Origin of the sequence: Streptomyces sp. NPDC001933 (assembly GCF_042890955.1) — a bacterium.
In the GTDB taxonomy this organism is placed as follows: Bacteria; Actinomycetota; Actinomycetes; order Streptomycetales; family Streptomycetaceae; genus Streptomyces.
Genome location: NZ_JBIASS010000002.1, coordinates 651,463 through 670,553 on the forward strand (window position 1 = coordinate 651,463; position 19,091 = coordinate 670,553).

Consider the following 19,091-nt stretch of genomic DNA (forward strand, 5'->3'; position numbering starts at 1 on the left):
TCGCCGAAATCCAAGCCGGTTGGATCCACGGTCGGTTACGGACATGATCGGGTGATGCGAACGGCCCGACGGCCCAGCGGAAGCCAGGGAGGCAAGTCCGATGAGCACGCCCAACAAGGACATCGAGAAGGTCGAGGTCAGACTCAAATGGGATCCCAGCCCTCATGGTGCCCCACCCCATGACCTCGACATAATCGCGGCGACCTACCTCGCCGAAGCGCCGTACGGCAGCCCTGCCTACCTCGTGCACTTCGACAGCCGGTCGCCGGACGGCACCATCATCCTCAACCGCGACAGCCGGACCGGGCAGGGCTTCGGCTTCGACGAGGTGATGACGCTGGAACTGAACCGGCTGTCTGCCTCGTACTCGCGGGTCCTCGTCGGGGTGGCCATCCAGCAGCGCGACGGCCGCAAGACCTTCGCCGAGATAGCGAACACCGCGGTTCAGGTCCGGGAGGGCTACATGAGCCTGGCGGAGGACGACTTCTCCGCGGTCGGCGCGGCGACCGCGGCGACCGTGGCCGAGTTCGTCCGGGACACCTCCGGGGTCTGGGAGTTCCACGGTACGGTCCGGGGCTTCGACGGCGACCCCGATTCGTTCGCCGCGACGATGGGGAACCGTACGTCCGGCGCGTGATGCGTCACGGGACGCGGTCCCGCCCAAGTGCTGTGGGCGCACGACCACTTCGGGCCTCGCGCGGTCGTGTCGCACGTCCGCGCGAGGCCCCGGTCAGGAGCCGGTGCAGGCCGCGAGGCCCGTCGGTCAGGAGCCGACGTACGCCGCGAGGTGCTCGCCGGTGAGGGTGGAGCGGGCGGCCACGAGGTCGGCGGGGGTGCCCTCGAAGACGATCCGGCCGCCGTCGTGACCGGCGCCGGGGCCCAGGTCGATGATCCAGTCGGCGTGCGCCATGACCGCCTGGTGGTGCTCGACGACGATGACCGACTTCCCGGAGTCGACGAGCCGGTCCAGCAGACCGAGTAGTTGCTCGACGTCGGCGAGGTGGAGGCCGGTGGTCGGCTCGTCCAGGACGTACACGCCGCCCTTGTCGGCCATGTGCGTCGCCAGCTTCAGCCGCTGACGCTCACCGCCGGACAGCGTGGTGAGCGGCTGGCCGAGGCTGAGGTAGCCGAGGCCGACGTCGGCGAGCCGCTCCAGGATCCTGTGCGCGGCCGGTGTGCGCGCCTCGCCGGCACCGAAGAACTCCTCCGCCTCGGTCACCGACATCGCGAGCACCTCGCTGATGTCGCGGCCACCGAAGTGGTGGTCGAGCACCGACGCCTGGAACCGCTTCCCCTCGCACTCCTCGCAGATGGTCGCGACGCCCGCCATCATCGCCAGATCGGTGTAGATCACACCGGCGCCGTTGCACGTCGGGCAGGCGCCCTCGGAGTTGGGGCTGAACAGCGCCGGCTTCACACCGTTGGCCTTCGCGAACGCCTTGCGGATCGGGTCGAGCAGCCCGGTGTACGTCGCCGGGTTGCTCCGCCGCGAACCGCGGATGGCGCCCTGGTCGACCGAGACCACGTCCGCGCCCGCGGGGACCGACCCGTGCACCAGCGAGCTCTTGCCGGAGCCCGCGACGCCGGTGACGACGGTCAGCACGCCGAGCGGGATGTCGACGTCGACGCCCTGCAGGTTGTGCGCGCTCGCGCCCCGGATCTCCAGCGCCCCGGTGGGCTTGCGCACCGTCTCCTTGACTGCCGCCCGGTCGTCGAGATGGCGGCCGGTGACGGTGTCGCCGGCGCGCAGCCCTTCCACGGTGCCCTCGAAGCAGACGGTGCCGCCCCCCGTGCCCGCCCCGGGGCCGAGGTCGACGACGTGGTCGGCGATCGCGATCGTCTGCGGCTTGTGCTCCACGACGAGCACCGTGTTGCCCTTGTCCCGCAGCCGCAGCAGCAGGTCGTTCATCCGCTGGATGTCGTGGGGGTGCAGGCCGATGGTGGGCTCGTCGAAGACATAGGTGACATCGGTGAGCGAGGAACCGAGGTGGCGGATCATCTTGACGCGCTGCGCCTCGCCGCCCGACAGCGTGCCCGACGGCCGGTCGAGCGAGAGGTAGCCGAGACCGATCTCCACGAACGAGTCGAGGGTCCGCTGCAGTGCGGCGAGCAGCGGGGCCACCGACGGATCGTCGAGGCCGCGCACCCACTCGGCCAGGTCGCTGATCTGCATCGCGCAGGCGTCGGCGATGCTCAGCTTCCCGATCTTCGACGACCGGGCCTCGGCGCTGAGCCGGCTGCCTTCGCAGTCGGGGCAGGTGGTGAAGGTGACCGCCCGCTCCACGAACTCCCGGATGTGCGGCTGCAACGCCTCCTTGTCCTTGGACAGGAACGACTTCTGGATCTTGGGGATCAGTCCCTCGTAGGTGAGGTTGACCCCCTCGACCTTCACCTTGGTCGGCTCCCGGTAGAGGAAGTCCTGCATCTCCTTCTTGGTGAACTTGCGGATCGGCTTGTCCGGGTCCAGGAGTCCGGACTCGGCGTAGACCCGCACGGTCCAGAAGCTGTCCGACTTCCAGCCGGGGATGGTGAACGCGCCCTCGGAGAGCGACTTGGAGTCGTCGTAGAGCTGGGTGAGGTCGATGTCCGAGACCGTGCCCCGGCCTTCGCAGCGCGTGCACATGCCGCCGGTGCGGGTGAAGGTCCGCTTGACGGTCCTGGTCCGGTCGGCGCCGCGGTCGACCTTGAACGCGCCGCTCGCCTGGACCGAGGCGACGTTGAAGGAGAACGCCTGGGGCGAGCCGATGTACGGCTTGCCCAGCCGGCTGAAGAGGATGCGCAGCATCGCGTTGGCGTCGGTGGCGGTGCCGACCGTGGATCGGGGGTCGGCGCCGAGACGCTGCTGGTCGACGGTGATCACGGTGGTCAGACCGTCGAGCACATCGACCTCGGGCCGCGCGAGGGTCGGCATGAAGCCCTGCACGAAGGCGCTGTACGTCTCGTTGATCAGCCGCTGCGACTCCGCGGCGATGGTGCCGAACACCAGCGAGCTCTTGCCCGAACCGGAGACCCCGGTGAACACCGTCAGCCGGCGCTTCGGGATCTCGATGCTGACGTCCTTGAGGTTGTTCACCCGCGCACCGTGCACGCGGATCAGGTCGTGGCTGTCGGCGGCGTGCGGCGCAGGCGACTGCGGGTCCGTCCTCTTGGCCATGCTCATCGTGTCTCCATCTGTCGGGCGGAGCCGCCGTCGCGGTCTCCGTCTGCGTCGCCTGGGTCGATATCAGCGGTGCGTCATCGGGCAGAGCCGGCTGAGACCGGATCGCACCGCCTTCGGCACCGGTTCCGTCACCGGCTTCCCGCAGCGGTTCATGTGCGGGTCCTGGCTGTGACCGCCGGACGGTTCAACGCACCTCGTTGATGCGGATGAGGTTGCCCGCGGGATCGCGGAAGGCACAGTCGCGGATCCCGTACGGCTGCTCGGTCGGCTCCTGGACGACCTCGGCGCCGCCGGCCTGCAGCCGGTCGAACGCGGAGTCGAGGTCGGGGGTGGCCAGGGTGATGATGGCGTACGTGCCCTTGGCCATCATCTCGGTGATGGTACGGCGCTCGTCCTCGGTGATGCCGGGGTCGGCGGCCGGCGGGTGCAGGACGATCGACGTGCCGGGCTGACCGGTGGGGCCGACCGTGATCCAGCGCATCCCGCCGAACCCGACATCGTTGCGGATCTCGAAGCCCAGGATGTCGCGGTAGAAGGCCAGCGCGGCGTCCGGGTCGTCGTGCGGAAGGAAGCTCGTGTGAATCGTGAGGTCCATGGGCGTCACGCTAATCGTGGCCCGGGGGCCGCGCTTCTCGATTCCTGATCGGTCTGGTCACCTGCTTCGCGACGCAGGACGGCAGGCCCGCGGTGGCCCGCGCGGCCTCGCGGCGGTAGGCGCTGGGCGGCATGCCGACCAGCTCGGTGAAGCGTGTGCTGAAGGTGCCCAGCGACGAGCAACCGACCGTGAAGCAGACCTCGGTGACGCTGAGATCACCGCGCCGCAGCAGCGCCATCGCCCGCTCGATGCGCCGCGTCATCAGGTAGCCGTACGGAGACTCGCCGTACGCCTGCCGGAACGCGCGGCTCAGATGCCCCGCCGACATGTGCACGCCACGGGCGAGCGCCTCGACGTCCAGCGGCTGGTCGAACTCCCGGTCCATCCGGTCACGGACGCGACGCAGACGCGCAAGGTCGCTCAGGCGCTGTGCCTCGTCGGGTCTGCTGGTCATCTGCGAGATGGTGCCACACCGCAGGAGCCGCCGCACCCGAACCGGTCCGCGCCCGGAGCGCTCGCGCGCGGGACACGCCGGAAGGGCGCCGACCAGAAGTCGACGCCCTCCCGGGCTGTGGTTCAGCCACCCGGACACACCGTGCGCAAACGGTGTGTCCGGCGCGGTCGCGCTGCCGGTCAGCTGCAACCGCTGGTCGAGCCGCAGCCTTCGCAGATGTAGCAGGATCCGGCGCGCTGCATCTTCGTACCGCAGGAGAAGCAGAGCGGCGCGTCCGCGCTGATGCCGAGCTGCATCTCGACGAGCTCCGCCGAGGTGTGCGCGGTCTTCGGGGCGGGCTTCTCCGCCTCCTGCACCGCGGCCACCGCCTTCAGCGGCTCCGTCCGCACCGGGGCGGACTGGGCCAGGGTCTCGACGTCCAGCTCCTCGTCCTCGAGGGAGGGCTCGTACGAACCCGTGTCGAGGTGGCGCTGACGCTCCTCGGCCGAGTGGATTCCGAGCGCCGAGCGGGTCTCGAACGGCAGGAAGTCCAGCGCGAGGCGGCGGAAGATGTAGTCGACGATCGACTGCGCCATCCGCACGTCCGGGTCGTCCGTCATGCCGGCCGGCTCGAAGCGCATGTTGGTGAACTTCGAGACGTACGTCTCCAGCGGGACGCCGTACTGCAGGCCGACCGAGACGGCGATGGAGAAGGCGTCCATCATGCCCGCGAGGGTGGAGCCCTGCTTGGACATCTTCAGGAAGACCTCGCCGAGACCGTCGTCGGGGTAGGAGTTGGCGGTCATGTAGCCCTCGGCGCCGCCCACCGTGAAGGAGGTGGTGATGCCGGGACGGCCCTTGGGGAGGCGCTTGCGGACCGGGCGGTACTCGACGACCTTCTCGACCGCGGTACGGATGGTCTCCTCGGCCTTGGCGGTGACCGCCTCCTTCTCCTTCTCCTTGGTCTTCGCGGAGAGGGGCTGGCCGACCTTGCAGTTGTCGCGGTAGATCGCGAGCGCCTTGACGCCCATCTTCCACGCCTCGAAGTAGACCTCTTCGACGTCCTCGACGGTGGCCGTCTCCGGCAGGTTCACCGTCTTGGAGAGCGCGCCGGAGATCCACGGCTGGATCGCGGCCATCATGCGCACGTGGCCCATCGCGGAGATGGAACGCTCGCCCATCGCGCAGTCGAAGACCTCGTAGTGCTCGGTCTTCAGGCCGGGGGCGTCGATCACATTGCCGTGCTCGGCGATGTGGGCGACGATCGCCTCGATCTGCTCCTCGTGGTAGCCCAGGCGGCGCAGGGCCTGCGGGACGGTGCCGTTGACGATCTGCATCGAGCCGCCGCCGACCAGCTTCTTGAACTTGACCAGGGCGAGGTCGGGCTCGAGGCCGGTGGTGTCGCAGGACATCGCGAGACCGATGGTGCCGGTGGGCGCGATGACCGAGGCCTGCGCGTTGCGGAAACCGTTCTTCGCGCCGAGCCGGATCACGTCCTGCCAGGCCTCCGTCGCGGCGGCCCAGATCGGGTTGTCCAGGTCGTCCATGTGGACGGCCGCGGCGTTGGCGTCGGCGTGCTGCTTCATGACGCGCTGGTGCGGCTCGGCGTTGCGGGCGTAGCCGTCGTACGGGCCGACGACCGCGGCGAGCTCGGCGGAGCGCTTGTACGAGGTGCCGGTCATCAGCGAGGTGATGGCACCGGCGAGGGCACGGCCGCCGTCGCTGTCGTAGGCGTGGCCGGTCGCCATCAGCAGGGCGCCGAGGTTGGCGTAGCCGATGCCGAGCTGGCGGAAGGCGCGGGTGTTCTCGCCGATCTTCTGGGTCGGGAAGTCCGCGAAGCAGATGGAGATGTCCATCGCGGTGATGACCAGCTCGACGACCTTGGCGAAGCGCTCGGACTCGAAGGACTGGTTGCCCTTGCCGTCGTCCTTGAGGAACTTCATCAGGTTCAGCGAGGCGAGGTTGCACGAGGTGTTGTCCAGGTGCATGTACTCGGAGCACGGGTTCGAGCCGTTGATCCGGCCGGACTCCGGGCAGGTGTGCCAGGCGTTGATGGTGTCGTCGTACTGGATGCCCGGGTCGGCGCAGGCCCAGGCCGCCTCGGCCATCTTGCGGAAGAGGGACTTGGCCTCGACCTCTTCGATGACGTCACCGGTCATCCGGGCACGCAGCCCGAACTTGCCGCCGGACTCGACGGCCTTCATGAACTCGTCGTTCACGCGGACCGAGTTGTTGGCGTTCTGGTACTGGACGGACGTGATGTCGTCGCCGCCCAGGTCCATGTCGAAGCCCGCGTCGCGCAGGGCGCGGATCTTCTCCTCCTCCTTCACCTTGGTCTCGATGAAGTTCTCGATGTCGGGGTGGTCGACGTCGAGGATGACCATCTTGGCCGCGCGCCGGGTGGCGCCACCGGACTTGATCGTTCCGGCGGAGGCGTCGGCACCGCGCATGAAGGAGACCGGACCGGAGGCGTTGCCGCCGGAGGAGAGCAGCTCCTTGGAGGAGCGGATACGGGAGAGGTTCAGGCCGGCGCCGGAGCCGCCCTTGAAGATCATGCCCTCTTCCTTGTACCAGTCGAGGATCGACTCCATGGAGTCGTCGACGGCCAGGATGAAGCAGGCGGAGACCTGCTGCGGCTGGGGCGTTCCGACATTGAACCAGACCGGCGAGTTGAAGCTGAAGATCTGGTGCAGGAGGGCGTACGCCAGCTCGTGCTCGAAGATCTCGGCGTCCGCGGGAGAGGCGAAGTAACCGTGGTCCTCACCGGCCTTGCGGTACGTCTTCACGATCCGGTCGATCAGCTGTCGCAGACCGGTCTCGCGCTGCGGGGTGCCGACGGCCCCGCGGAAGTACTTGCTGGTGACGATGTTGACCGCGTTCACCGACCAGAAGTCGGGGAACTCGACGCCACGCTGCTCGAAGTTGATCGAGCCGTCGCGCCAGTTGGTCATGACGACGTCACGGCGCTCCCACGCCACCTCGTCGTACGGATGTACGCCGGGGGTGGTGTGGATGCGCTCGATACGCAGACCCTTGCTCGACTTGGCTCCCTTGGCTCGGGAACCTCGTGCCGGGCCGCTCGCCGTCTCTGTCATGCCGCCTCCCATATGTGGGCAAAAACGCCCTGAAGTGCCCAGAACTTCCCGGGGCACAGTCTGTCTCTGATACCTCGGACGCCACGCAGAGCGTCCGGAGCAGGTCTATGAAGCCGCCCGGCCGCCGATCCACGGAACCGTGTCGGTCGGCCGGTGCCGATCAGTCGGCGGCGACGGCGGGAACGGGGACCTCAAGGATCTCGCCCCTCCCGCGTTCTTCCACGCGAGGCCGCCGCTCACGGAGTTCCGCGATGGCGGCCTCGAAGTCTTCGAGTGTGTCGAACGCCCGGTACACGGACGCGAAGCGCAGGTACGCGACGAGGTCGAGTTCCTGCAGGGGGCCGAGGATCGCCAGGCCCACGTCGTGAGTGGTCAGCTCGGCGCTGCCGGTGGCACGCACCGCCTCCTCGACCCGCTGGCCGAGCTTGGCGAGGGCGTCCTCGGTGACCGGCCGCCCCTGGCACGCCTTGCGCACACCGGAGATGACCTTGGTGCGGCTGAAGGGTTCGGTCACACCGCTGCGCTTCACCACCATCAGCGAACAGGTCTCCACCGTCGTGAAACGGCGGGAGCAGTCGGGGCACTGGCGGCGGCGTCGGATCGACGTGCCGTCGTCGGTGGTGCGACTGTCGACGACCCGGCTGTCGGGGTGCCTGCAGAAGGGGCAGTGCATGGCTCCCAACCCTCCTTCACAGCACGACTGAATAGCCTCTCCAGGGCCCGCCGGGGCCCCTCGAAGCTGTCACAAGCATAGGCGATGGCCACACCCCCGGCGGACCAGGGACCACAACTTCTGGGTGGCTGGAGCAATCCAACCACTAGATCTTGGGTTTGGGTGCGCATTCGGCCCTACCGCGTGTCGCGCATCACGAGCGACCGGCAGGCAGCGTACGGCCGTGTACGAGGTTACGGGAACGGTCCGGCCACCAGGATTACGGGGCCCCGGCTGTCGGACTCGAACAACGGCCCGACGGACACCCCGCACGGCAGTGCCGCACCGACGGCCACTACGGTGAAAAACCGGATCGCAGTCCGGTCCGGACCCTCCAGTCATCGCACATACACCCGGCAGAGAGCACGCGGCAGACTTTTATTCGTTTTTCACTCGAACGTGTGTTTGGCGCAACCTTTCGAAAGCTACTACCGTTGTCCAGCTAGGGAGACCATTCGAGAGGGGCCGACGTGACCACCACCGCTGACAGTGCCACCATCACTGCCCAGGACCGCTCCCAGAGCCGATTCGAGCCGGTGCATGCCATGAATGACTCAGTCACGAACATGGAGGGGCCAGAGCCGCGCCCGGCGCGCTCATTGCCCGGCCGACCTCCTGGAATCCGGGCGGACAGCTCGGGGCTCACGGACCGGCAGCGGCGGGTGATCGAGGTGATCCGGGATTCCGTACAGCGGCGTGGTTATCCGCCCTCGATGCGGGAGATCGGTCAGGCGGTGGGCCTGTCCAGCACGTCCTCCGTCGCCCATCAGCTGATGGCCCTGGAGCGGAAGGGCTTCCTGCGCCGCGACCCGCACCGCCCGCGGGCGTACGAGGTCCGTGGTTCGGACCAGCCCAGTTCGCAGCCCACCGACACCACCGGCAAGCCCGCGGCGTCGTACGTGCCGCTGGTCGGCCGGATCGCCGCCGGCGGCCCGATCCTCGCCGAGGAGTCGGTCGAGGACGTCTTCCCGCTCCCCCGCCAGCTCGTCGGCGACGGCGAGCTGTTCGTGCTCAAGGTCGTCGGTGACTCGATGATCGAGGCGGCGATCTGCGACGGCGACTGGGTCACCGTGCGCCGCCAGCCCGTCGCGGAGAACGGCGACATCGTGGCGGCCATGCTGGACGGCGAGGCCACGGTCAAGCGCTTCAAGCGGGAGGATGGCCATGTCTGGCTGCTCCCGCACAACTCCGCGTACCAGCCGATCCCGGGCGACGAGGCGACCATCCTCGGCAAGGTGGTGGCCGTGCTGCGGCGGGTGTGAAACCCGCCGTCTCCGACCGGGCCCCGGGATCCACTGCGCCGATCCCGGGGCCCTGCCCGTGCCTCCAGGCATCCGAAGTGGAGCCGGACACCCGAAGCGGACTACTTGCCGTCGGCCTTGGCCGCCGCGTCGATCGCCGCGAGTGAGCGGCGCGCCTGGTTCCGGTCGGTGGTGTACCAGAAGTCGGGCAGCGAGGCCCGGAGATAGCTGCCGTACCGGGCGTTGGCCAGGCGCGGATCGAGTACGGCAACCACGCCCTTGTCGCCCGTGGCCCGGACCAGCCGCCCCGCTCCCTGGGCCATCAGCAGCGCGGCGTGCGTCGCCGCGACGGCCATGAATCCATTGCCGCCCGCTTCCTCGACCGCCTTCTGGCGTGCGCTCATCAGCGGATCGTCGGGGCGGGGGAACGGGATCCGGTCCATGATCACCAGCTGGCAGCTGGCGCCGGGCACATCGACGCCCTGCCAGAGCGACAGCGTGCCGAAGAGGCAGGTCTCGGGATCGGCGGCGAAGTTCTTGATCAGCTCGCCCAGCGTCTCCTCGCCCTGCAGCAGGATCGGCTTGTCCAGCCTGCCGCGCAGCTCCTCCGCGGCGGCCTGGGCCGCCCGCATCGAGGAGAACAGCCCGAGGGTGCGCCCGCCAGCCGCCTCCACCAGCTCGGCGAGCTCGTCCAGCATGTCGGTGCGGGAGCTCTCCCGCCCCGGTGTGGCCAGATGCCTGGCGACGTACAGGATGCCCTGCTTCGGGTAGTCGAACGGTGAGCCGACGTCGAGCCCCTTCCACTGCGGAAGGTCGTCGCCCGCGGTGCCTTCGGGAGCCAGGCCGAGCGAGGCCCCCACCCCGTTGAAATCCCCGCCGAGCTTGAGCGTGGCCGAGGTCAGGACGACGGACCGCTCGGTGAAGAGCTTCTCCCGCAGCAGCCCCGAGACGGAGAGCGGTGCGACCCGCAGGGAGGCGCCGAAGCGGTCATGGCGCTCGTACCAGACGACGTCGTACTCCGAGCCCTGGGTGATCCGCTCGGCGACGCCGTGGATCGTCTCCACCGATGCCAGGGCCTGCTTGCGGACGGCGTCCTCGTCCTGCACGGACTTGTCTCGCGTGGCGCCCAGGGCCGAGATCACGTTGCGCGCGGCGTCGCGCAGCGCCAGCAGTGCGTAGCCGAGGTCCTCGGGGACCTCTTCCAGGCGGCCGGGGAGCGCCAGCTCCATGACCCGCTCGAAACCCTCCGACGCGCTCTGCAGCGCGTCGGCGGCCTTCTCGTTGACCAGCTTCGCCGCCCGGCGCACCGCCCTGTTGACCTGGCCGGGGGTGAGCTCGCCGGTGGCCACTCCGGTGACCCTGGAGACCAGCTCATGGGCCTCGTCGACGATCAGCACCTCGTGCTGCGGGAGCACCGGCGCGCCCTCGATGGCGTCGATGGCGAGGAGGGCGTGATTGGTGACGACGACATCGGCGAGCTTGGCCCGCTCCCGGGCGAGCTCGGCGAAGCACTCCGCGCCGTAAGCGCACTTGCTGGCGCCCAGGCATTCGCGGGAGGAGACGGAGACCTGTGCCCAGGCACGGTCGGAGACTCCGGGCGTGAGGTCGTCGCGGTCACCGGACTCGGTGTCGTCCGACCAGTCCCGCAGCCGCAGCAGGTCCTGACCGAGCTTGCTCGACGGGGCGGCCGCCTCGAACTGGTCGAAGAGCCCCTCCTCCTCGTCCTGCGGCACTCCTTCGTGGAGCCGGTGCAGGCAGAGGTAGTTGGACCGCCCCTTGAGCATGGCGAAATCGGGGCGTCGGCGCAGCAGCGGATGCAGCGCGTCGACCGTGCGCGGAAGATCGCGCTCCACGAGCTGGCGCTGGAGCGCCAGCGTCGCCGTGGCCACCACGACCCGCTCCCCGTGCGCCAGCGCGGGCACCAGGTAGCCGAGGGACTTGCCCGTGCCGGTGCCGGCCTGGACGAGCAGATGGGAATTGTCGTCGACGGCCGCTGCGACGGCCTCGGCCATGGCGGCCTGACCAGGTCGTTCCGTTCCGCCGACGGCGGTCACGGCGGCGTGCAGGAGCTCGGGGAGGGATGGCTTCGTCATAGCCCGACCAGCGTACGGGGCGTCACTGACAACAGGGTCACTCCCGGACACCGGCGGTGGGGTGGAGCGGGTTGGGAACGGTCCCGTGGATGGCCGCGTGCGGACGCTTGGGGCGGTCCCGGTATCCGTCGACGTGCAGGCGGTTGCGGTTCAGACAGAGGCGTTCGATGCGGGGTGTCAGCAGGTCGAACATCTCGAACCGCTCCTTGAGCTCGGGAAAGCGGGCGTGATGGCGCAGGATCTCGGCCCGGACGAGTGACCAGAAATCGGCCTCCGGAACCCCCAGCTGTTCCTCGCACAGCGGGGAGAGGAAGCGGAACACCCCGATGAACAGTCCGGAGTGGATGAACTGGGTGAGGAAGGAGGGGTCCTCGGTGAGCAGGATCCGGCGGACGTCCTCGGGCATCGACTCGTGCTCCGGCAGCGGGCGGGCGCTGATGTTCACGTCGTCGACGAAGTCCTTGATCGCCAGGCGCACCGGTACGTCCCGGTCGTCGAAGACCACGATGGCGTTCTCGCCGTGCGGGGAGAAGACCGTGCCGTACCGGTAGAGGAAGTGCAGCAGCGGCGGCAGCAGCGCGGCGAAGAGGTGCGTCAGCCAGACGGTGGGGGTCAGCCCGGAGCGGGCGACGAGCTCGGCCGTGAAGGCGCGGCCCCGCGGATCGGTGTGGAGCAGCGAGGCGAGGGTGCGGGCCCGCTCGCCGGGTGCGAGCCGCGGCTGGACGGGTTCGCGCCAGATCGCGCCGAGGATCTCCTTGAACTGGTACGGGGCCTCGGGAAGGTGGTCGTAGAGCGGATGCTCGACCGTCACCGAGGCCACTTCGCCGAGCAGGATGACCCGGCAGGTGTCGCGCAGGAAGGCGTCCTGGTCGCGCAGGCCGTGGACCCAGGCGGTGACGGCGGGGGCCGCGAGGGTGCGTTCGGTGGGCAGTCCGCGCCAGACCAGCGTGTTGAGGATCGACAGGGGCAGCTTGACGGTGTGCCGGTCGGGGCGGGCCACGTTGCTGAAGGTGCGGATGGACTGCTGCGGCAGTCTGAGGTCCGGGTCGGGGTGGAGCGCGACGATGTCACCGGCGGCGATGGCGGGGGCGAAGACCGGAACGATCCATTCGTCCCACTGCCAGGGATGCACGGGAAGGAAGAGGTAGCTGCCGGGATCGAGGCCGCGGGTACGGAGCGCGGCGGCGAAGGATTCGCGGACCGGCGGGTCGAGCTCCTGCGCGTACAGCCGCTCCGGGCCGGCCAGGGCGGCCACTCCGCGGTACGCGGCGATCCTCGTGGAGACCGCGATCCACGGCAGCGTGAGGGGCCTGCGGGCCTCGGGGGTGTGGCGGGCGGCGTCGGCGGCGGAGAACCCGAGGCGGCCCTTGTTGGCGACGAGCCAGGGGTGGCCGGTCTGGTGGCCTTCCAGCTCGGCGTAGTCGAGCTCGGCCAGGCGGGCGGCGGGGAGCGCGGTGTGGTCGAGCCGGGCGTCGGCGGTGAGGGTGGTGGTGATCTCGCGGATGAGGTGTCCGAGGGTGGCACCGTCGATGTCGAGGAGGCGGTGCGCGCGGACGAGGAACTGGAGCGGATCGCGGAAGGGCACGGCCCCGGCGCCCGGCTCGGTGGCCGGGCCGGGCGCCGGGGCCGTGCCGTCCGGCGTCCCGGGGGCGCCCCCCGGCAGTTCCAGAATCGAGTCCGGGACGACGCGCCAGCTTCCGTACACGCCCCGCCGGGCACGGAAGACGAGGGTTTTCCCGTCGTCCATTGCGAGGGTGTACGCATCGTCTGCGCCGGCCTGCGCGACCGGTTCGATGACTTCTTCGTAGGCGAATTGGCCGAGCATCTTCGCGAGCAGTCGGGCGGCTGCTCCGTCCCAGACCGTCCGGTTCAGTTCTGGCGTACTGAGCAGCTCGGCGGACTCCGCTGAATCATGGCTCGCGGGATATTTCGGCACGGGGACTCCTCGGGACGGAACCGATGGGGTTCGAGCGGGGTGAATGAGGCAGCGTTTCGTTCACAGTTGGGCACGATGGATTCGTTCGCGGACCATCAGGGCGGCCCTTTTTTCCGGAAGTTCGAGTTCTGCGGAGAAGCGGAAACCGGCACTCAGAAATGCTGAGACGGACGGGGTGTTGCGCAGATCGGGCTCGGCGACAACACGGGCGCACCGGGGGCGGTTGTCGAGCACGAGGTCGGCGACGGCCCGCAACAGGGTGGTGCCGACGCCGTGTCCGCGGTTCTGCACACCACCGATGAGCAGATGGATTCCGGTGTCCTGCGGACGGGCCGGGTAGTGGCGTGCCAGCGGGTCGAGATCGGCCCGGTAGATCTCCCAGTAGCTCATGGGGATGCCGGCCAGCACGCCCAGACAGGGGACGCTGCGCCCGTCGCCCTCCAGCTGGGGGCGCAGATGGGCGGCCGTGACGGCTTCCGGCCCGGCGAGCTCCCAGAAGGCCGCGACGGCCGGGTCGTTCATCCAGCGGGTCAGTACGCCGAGATCGCGTTCGAGCCGCACGGGGACGAGTTGGAAGACTCCGGCCGGGGTGGCGACCGGTCGCCAGTCGGCCGGGTGGTCGAGCAGATCGGAGGCGGCCGCCCTGCTGATGGCCGGGCGGGCGCGCGCCGCCGGGCCCGCGCCGCCCGGGACGGGTGACGCGGGTGACGCGGGCGCGCCCGGCGGCAGGTGCGGTGCCCCGGTGTCCGGGGGGTCCTCCCCGAACAGCGCGAGGATTTCTTCGGAGAGCTCCAGGTCCAGTGTGTCCTCGGCACCTGTGTCGGCCTGCGGGGCAGGGCCGGTCCCTGCGTCGGTGTGCGCATCGGCGGGAGCCACGATGTCGCTCTCCTCTCGGCGGTTCAGGCGGTAATCATGTTCCTTCAGGCACACAGGGGGTTGGCAATGGTCACGTAGACGGACTGGGTGTCGACGGGGCCGACCAGTTCGTCCAGGCCGTGCATACGGGTCAGCAGGTTGGCCTTGCACCGCAGGTGGGTCATTTCCAGCAGGTGCGTGGGGAGCGGGGAGCCCATGGCGGCGGCCGGGCCGAGGAACCGGCGGAAGGCCGCGACGAGTACGCGTTCGTCGGCGAGGTGCTGGGCGCCGAACGCTCCGATCAGGCCGAACACATTGTTGATGCCGAGGTAGTAGGCGAAGCGTTCATCGGTGACCTCGTCGGAGACGAAGGTGTCGCTGGCCGATCCGATGCCGGCGAGCCGGTGCTCCAGCGCCGCTCGGTGGGACTCGCGGAAGTAGTAGCCCTGGTTGTCGCGGTACCGGCCGCCTACGGGCCAGCCCTCGGGGTCGAGCAGCACCAGGGTGTTCTGCTGGTGGGCTTCGAGGGCGACGCCCGCGTGGGCGTCGAGCCAGAGCACGGGGCCCACCACGCGGTCCAGATAGCGCAGGAACCACTCGGCGGCGACCGCGCCCACGGTCCGTCCGGTGGTGGCGGCCAGGGATTGAACGATCCGGGCGAGGCGTGAGTGCATGCCCGTCCTGCCGGGCCACGGGCGGGGAGAGGTCAGGGCCGCGATGCAGACCGCGTCGTCGAGCGGCCCGAACGGATTGTGGCGGAGCATCACGTCGAGTCCCTGGACGGGTTTGCCGTCCGGGCCGTCGACGGCGAGCCAGGCGGGGTCGCGGACGATGTCGAAACCCGGATGGGCGGCGTGCCACTGCGTGGCGAGCCCGCTGCGGAGCAGCCGGTGGACCTCCACTCCGCGGTGGAGTTCCTTGCGGAGGTTCTCGCGGCGGGAGTTGGTGATGCGGACGCCGAGGGAGAGCTTGAGCATCACCTCGGCGCCGGGCCGGAGCACGGTGCGGACGGAGGAGGTGGGGTGCCAGCGTTCGCCGTGCGGTCCCAGGTCGTGGAGGAGTCCGGCGTCGAGCAGGGCGGCCACTTCGGGACGGTGGCGGAGTTCGCGGGCCTGCCAGGGATGGAGCGGAATCGGTGCGGTGTTGGCGGGGAGGTCCAGTCCCTGGGCGTGGGCGGTGATCAGCTCCGTGGCCGGGACCGGGCGGCCTCCGTCGGTCCAGGCGGAGTCGGTGGCCAGGACGGACCGGTCGACAGCCATCCAGTTCAGCGCGAAGGAGCCGTGCGACTCGGGCGAGTAGAGGCGTGATTCGGCGTCGGAGAGCCCTTCGCGGCTCTTGGGGGTGGGGTGTTGCGGATGGCCGAGCAGAAGCGACTGCTCCGCGGTGAGGAAGAGGTCCGCTTCGGCCGGGGCGTGGGGGGCGAGGCGCCGCTCGGCGATGAATCCGGCGGTACGGCGTACCGAATCGGCTACCCGGGCCACCATGTCGGCCCCCTCGTCGCGGCCGGCCTCGCGGCCCAGCAGCGCGGCGATCGTGACGGCGTCGGCGGGCGGTGCGCCTTCGGGCGCCCCCTCCAGGACGGGCACGCCGAAGCGGTGCCAGCCCGTGGCCGACCAGTAGAGGACGGGGACGAGCAGGGCCGTGCCGCTGGCGGGGAGGGGGATGTGGAGTGTGTACCCGTCCGGCCCGGACAGGCCGGTTTCCCGGACCCAGCAGCGCAGCAGGTTCTCCGTGCCCGCCGTGTCGGCGGCCCGCAGCGGGTCCGGGTGGTCGAGCGGGTCGGCCGCCGCCCTGCCGGTGGCTGGGGACTTCGGAGTGCGGCACTCGTCGTGCGGTGCCGTCATCTGGCGCGGCAGGGTGGACTGTTCGACGACGAGTGGGCCGGCGAGCTGCTGGGTGGGGGACGAGCCGTCAGCCTGGGGCGTGGGAGTGGGGGTGGGGTTCACGGCGGTCTTTCTTGTGAAGGTGTCCGGGGTCAGCGGAGCGACCCGGTCGTGGTGCGGTGGTGCGGCAGGCGCTCGGCGGCTGCCAGGGCGTCGGCGAGGCGGTCCACGACCGCTGTTGCCTGTTCGTCGGTGAGCGTGAGGGGAGGGAGGAGGCGCACGACGGTGGAGTGGCGTCCGCCGAGTTCGACGATGAGCCCGCGGCGCAGGCACTCCTGCTGGACGGCGGCGGCGAGGGCGGGGGCGGGCGGCGGCTCGGGGCTGTCGCCGGGCGCGGCGGCGTCCGGGTCGACCAGCTCGATCCCGATCATCAGGCCGCGTCCGCGTACGTCACCGATGGTGGGGTGGTCGGTGGCGAGCGCCTGGAGGCGGGCGAGCATGCGGGCGCCGAGGATCGCGGCGCGCTCGGCGAGGCCGTTCTCCCGTACGAAGGCGAGGGTGGCGGTGCCCGCCGCCATCGCGAGCTGGTTGCCCCGGAAGGTGCCGGCGTGGGCGCCCGGCTGCCAGGTGTCGAGTTCGGAGCGGTAGACAATCACGGCGAGCGGGAGGGAACCGCCGATCGCCTTGGAGAGCACCATCACGTCGGGCACGATGCCGCTGTGCTCGATCGCCCAGAAGGCACCGGTGCGTCCGACGCCCGTCTGGACCTCGTCGGCGATCAAAGGGACGGAGCGGGCCTCGGTGATCTCGCGCATCCGGCGCATCCAGCTGTCGGGGGCGGGGTTCACTCCGCCCTCCCCCTGCACCGGTTCGAGGATCATCCCGGCCGGGGCCGGGGTGCCCCCCTTGGGGTCGTCCAGGAGGTTCTCGGTCCACCGGGCGGCGATCTCCGCGCCGCGCTCACCGCCGACGCCGAAGGGGCAGCGGTAGTTCCGGGGGAAGGGCAGCCTGGTCACCCGTACGTCCTCGGCGCCGCCCGAGGCGGCGAGGGCACCCGCCGTCATCCCGTGGTAGGCGCCGGTGAAGGCGAGCAGGCCACTGCGGCCGGTCGCTCCGCGGACCAGTTTGAACGCCGCCTCGACCGCGTCCGTGCCCGCCGGTCCGCAGAACTGGATCCGGGCGTTGTCGGCGAACTGCCGCGGCAGGCTGGCGAACAACTCCGTGGTGAAGGCGTCCTTGACCGGGGTGGCGAGGTCGAGCACGTGCAGCGGCGCGCCCGAGTCGATGACCTTCTTGATCGCCTCCAGGACCACCGGGTGGTTGTGGCCGAGCGCCAGGGTCCCGGCTCCGGAGAGACAGTCGAGGTACCGCCGCCCGTCGGCGCCCTCGATGGTCAGCCCACGGGCCCGCACCGGCACGATCGGCAGTGAACGCGCATAGGTACGGGCGGCGGATTCGCGCAGCGACTGGCGGCGCAGGATCCCTTCGTGCACCGCCGGTGCTGCCACCGGGGCTGGTTCGGTCACGGCCACGGCTGTTGGTCCTCCCGCTGTAACGGTTGCGTTGCACATCAGTACGTCGGTGCACGGACGGACTGCGGGGATGAACGCTTCTCCCGAGCCCCTCGCACGTACCAACGACGCCGGGCGCGGCGGAGCACGGGTAAATCGGAAGATCCTTGCGGGGGCGGAACCGCGGCCCTGCCGCTCACCGTCCCCATCGGCACCGGCATAGTGGGGGCCGCACCGGACCTCGGAAAGTCGTCCGGGAGTCCGCAGGTTGTTCGGAGCAGGTGGCTCGGAGCAGTACCGCGGTGCAGTACAGAAGTGTTGAGTTACGAAGTCCCAGGGGGATCACCACATGCGACTCATTCGACCGGCTCTCGCCGCACGTCAGGGGAGGGGGCGCCGCCGGCCTTCGTCGGTGCTCGCCGTGGCCGCGGCCACCACGGTCCTCGCGCTCACCGCCACCGCCTGCGGTCCCGAAGAGGACAACGCGAGCGACAAGCCGAGCGTTCCCGCCGGCCAGTCCTCGGACGGCAAGATCACCATCCCGGACGATCTGAAGGACCGGCTCAAGGAACACGGGATCGACCTCGACCAGTGGAAGAACGGCGAGTGGAAGAACTGGGACAAGGACAAGTGGCTGCGTGAGGCCAAGGACTTCGTCAACCCCATCATCGAGGACCTCTGGGACCCGGACCGGATGCGGGACGCGGACAAGTCTCCGGAGAAGCCGGTCGACAACGACATCTCGGGTGACGTCGGCGTGACGGACCCGACGCCCGCGCCGGTCCAGGCCGCAGGCGTCCGGACGCCGTACCACGCCAACGCCGCGGAGTCCGGGAAGCTGCTGTTCGACGGCCCCGAGGGCTCCATGGTCTGTTCCGCGACCGTGGTGAAGGACCCGGCGCACCCCGGGAAGTCCAACCTGGTGTGGACCGCGGGGCACTGTGTGCACGCCGGCAAGAAGGGCGGCTGGTACCGCAACATCGCCTTCGTGCCGTCGTACAACAACCAGGGCCTTTCGCTCGCCGAGCTGAAGAAGGCGACGAAGCAGGAGATCGCCCCGTACGGCGTGTGGTGGGGCACCTGGGCGCAGACGTCCGACCAGTGGATCTCGCAGGGTGCCTCGGTGGGCGGGCAGGGCGCGCCGTACGACTTCGCGGTGCTGCACGTGACGCCGGAGAAGGGCTCGACGGGCAAGTCCCTGGAGGAGACGGTCGGTTCCGCGCTGCCCGTCGAGTTCAACGCACCGGCCGTGCCGAAGATCGACAGCATGACCGCGACCGGCTTCCCTGCCGCTCCGCCGTACGACGGCCAGAAGGCGTTCCAGTGCGCGGACAAGCCGGGCCGGCTCTCGCTCACCGCTCAGGACCCGACGATGTACCGCATCGGCTGCACCATGACCGGCGGCGCCTCGGGCGGTGGCTGGGTCGCGAACGGCCAGGACGGCAAGCCCGCGCTGGTCTCGAACACCTCCATCGGGCCGGTGACGGCCGGCTGGCTGGCCGGACCGCGGTTCGGGCAGGAGGCCAAGGGCGTCTACGACTCGGTCAGCAAGAAGTACGCGGGACAGTGATGACGGACCGTCACTCGACCCGGTCCCGGGAGCGGTGACGGCGACAGCACATCAGGGGCCCCCGGCG

13 protein-coding genes are annotated in these 19,091 nt (G+C 70.0%); 3 read left to right on the top strand and 10 right to left on the bottom strand.

Going from position 1 to position 19,091, the window contains the following annotated elements; translation table 11 throughout:
• Positions 1 to 100: 100 nt before the first annotated feature.
• Positions 101 to 637 (top strand): TerD family protein, encoded by a 537-nt coding sequence (locus ACFYY7_RS07540; protein ID WP_388658262.1) that lies wholly within the window; start codon positions 101 to 103, stop codon positions 635 to 637.
• A 126-nt stretch (positions 638 to 763) separates the two neighbouring features.
• Here the strand turns inward: ACFYY7_RS07540 and ACFYY7_RS07545 are convergent, their stop codons facing one another.
• The 5 genes from ACFYY7_RS07545 to nrdR all read right to left on the bottom strand — a co-directional run bounded on the left by ACFYY7_RS07545 (position 764) and on the right by nrdR (position 7,956).
• A complete protein-coding gene (locus tag ACFYY7_RS07545) occupies positions 764 to 3,160 on the bottom strand; it encodes an ATP-binding cassette domain-containing protein (RefSeq protein ID WP_376425850.1) in 2,397 nt (798 codons plus the stop codon).
• A 184-nt stretch (positions 3,161 to 3,344) separates the two neighbouring features.
• Positions 3,345 to 3,755: a VOC family protein gene (locus ACFYY7_RS07550; RefSeq protein ID WP_388658265.1), complete on the bottom strand. Its 411-nt coding sequence runs from the start codon at positions 3,753 to 3,755 to the stop codon at positions 3,345 to 3,347.
• A 10-nt stretch (positions 3,756 to 3,765) separates the two neighbouring features.
• Positions 3,766 to 4,209 (bottom strand): helix-turn-helix transcriptional regulator, encoded by a 444-nt coding sequence (locus ACFYY7_RS07555; protein WP_266729301.1) that lies wholly within the window; start codon positions 4,207 to 4,209, stop codon positions 3,766 to 3,768.
• A gap of 179 nt (positions 4,210 to 4,388) precedes the next feature.
• Complete coding sequence (locus tag ACFYY7_RS07560) at positions 4,389 to 7,283, bottom strand: vitamin B12-dependent ribonucleotide reductase (RefSeq protein WP_388658268.1); 2,895 nt, start codon at positions 7,281 to 7,283, stop codon at positions 4,389 to 4,391.
• Between the two features lie 160 nt (positions 7,284 to 7,443).
• Entirely contained in the window at positions 7,444 to 7,956 is a 513-nt protein-coding gene (gene nrdR, locus ACFYY7_RS07565; RefSeq protein WP_351262443.1) for a transcriptional regulator NrdR, read from the bottom strand.
• Positions 7,957 to 8,465: 509 nt separating this feature from the next.
• Here nrdR and lexA point away from each other — a divergent pair.
• On the top strand, positions 8,466 to 9,257 hold the full coding sequence (lexA, locus tag ACFYY7_RS07570) for a transcriptional repressor LexA (RefSeq protein WP_266729304.1): 792 nt from the start codon (positions 8,466 to 8,468) through the stop codon (positions 9,255 to 9,257).
• A 101-nt stretch (positions 9,258 to 9,358) separates the two neighbouring features.
• Here lexA and ACFYY7_RS07575 read toward each other — a convergent pair whose 3' ends face one another.
• The 5 genes from ACFYY7_RS07575 to ACFYY7_RS07595 are packed head-to-tail and all read right to left on the bottom strand — an operon-like array spanning position 9,359 to position 17,475.
• Entirely contained in the window at positions 9,359 to 11,329 is a 1,971-nt protein-coding gene (locus ACFYY7_RS07575) for an ATP-dependent DNA helicase (protein ID WP_383720287.1), read from the bottom strand.
• Positions 11,330 to 11,366: 37 nt separating this feature from the next.
• Complete coding sequence (locus ACFYY7_RS07580) at positions 11,367 to 13,265, bottom strand: IucA/IucC family protein (protein ID WP_388658272.1); 1,899 nt, start codon at positions 13,263 to 13,265, stop codon at positions 11,367 to 11,369.
• 60 nt (positions 13,266 to 13,325) lie between these two features.
• On the bottom strand, positions 13,326 to 14,141 hold the full coding sequence (locus ACFYY7_RS07585; protein ID WP_388658275.1) for a GNAT family N-acetyltransferase: 816 nt from the start codon (positions 14,139 to 14,141) through the stop codon (positions 13,326 to 13,328).
• Positions 14,142 to 14,185: 44 nt separating this feature from the next.
• Positions 14,186 to 16,066, bottom strand: a complete 1,881-nt coding sequence (locus ACFYY7_RS07590) for an IucA/IucC family protein (protein ID WP_388658277.1) — start codon at positions 16,064 to 16,066, stop codon at positions 14,186 to 14,188.
• A gap of 29 nt (positions 16,067 to 16,095) precedes the next feature.
• Complete coding sequence (locus ACFYY7_RS07595; RefSeq protein ID WP_388658279.1) at positions 16,096 to 17,475, bottom strand: diaminobutyrate--2-oxoglutarate transaminase family protein; 1,380 nt, start codon at positions 17,473 to 17,475, stop codon at positions 16,096 to 16,098.
• Positions 17,476 to 17,803: 328 nt separating this feature from the next.
• Between ACFYY7_RS07595 and ACFYY7_RS07600 the strand changes: the two genes are divergently transcribed.
• A complete protein-coding gene (locus tag ACFYY7_RS07600; RefSeq protein ID WP_388658282.1) occupies positions 17,804 to 19,024 on the top strand; it encodes a trypsin-like serine peptidase in 1,221 nt (406 codons plus the stop codon).
• Positions 19,025 to 19,091: the final 67 nt, after the last annotated feature.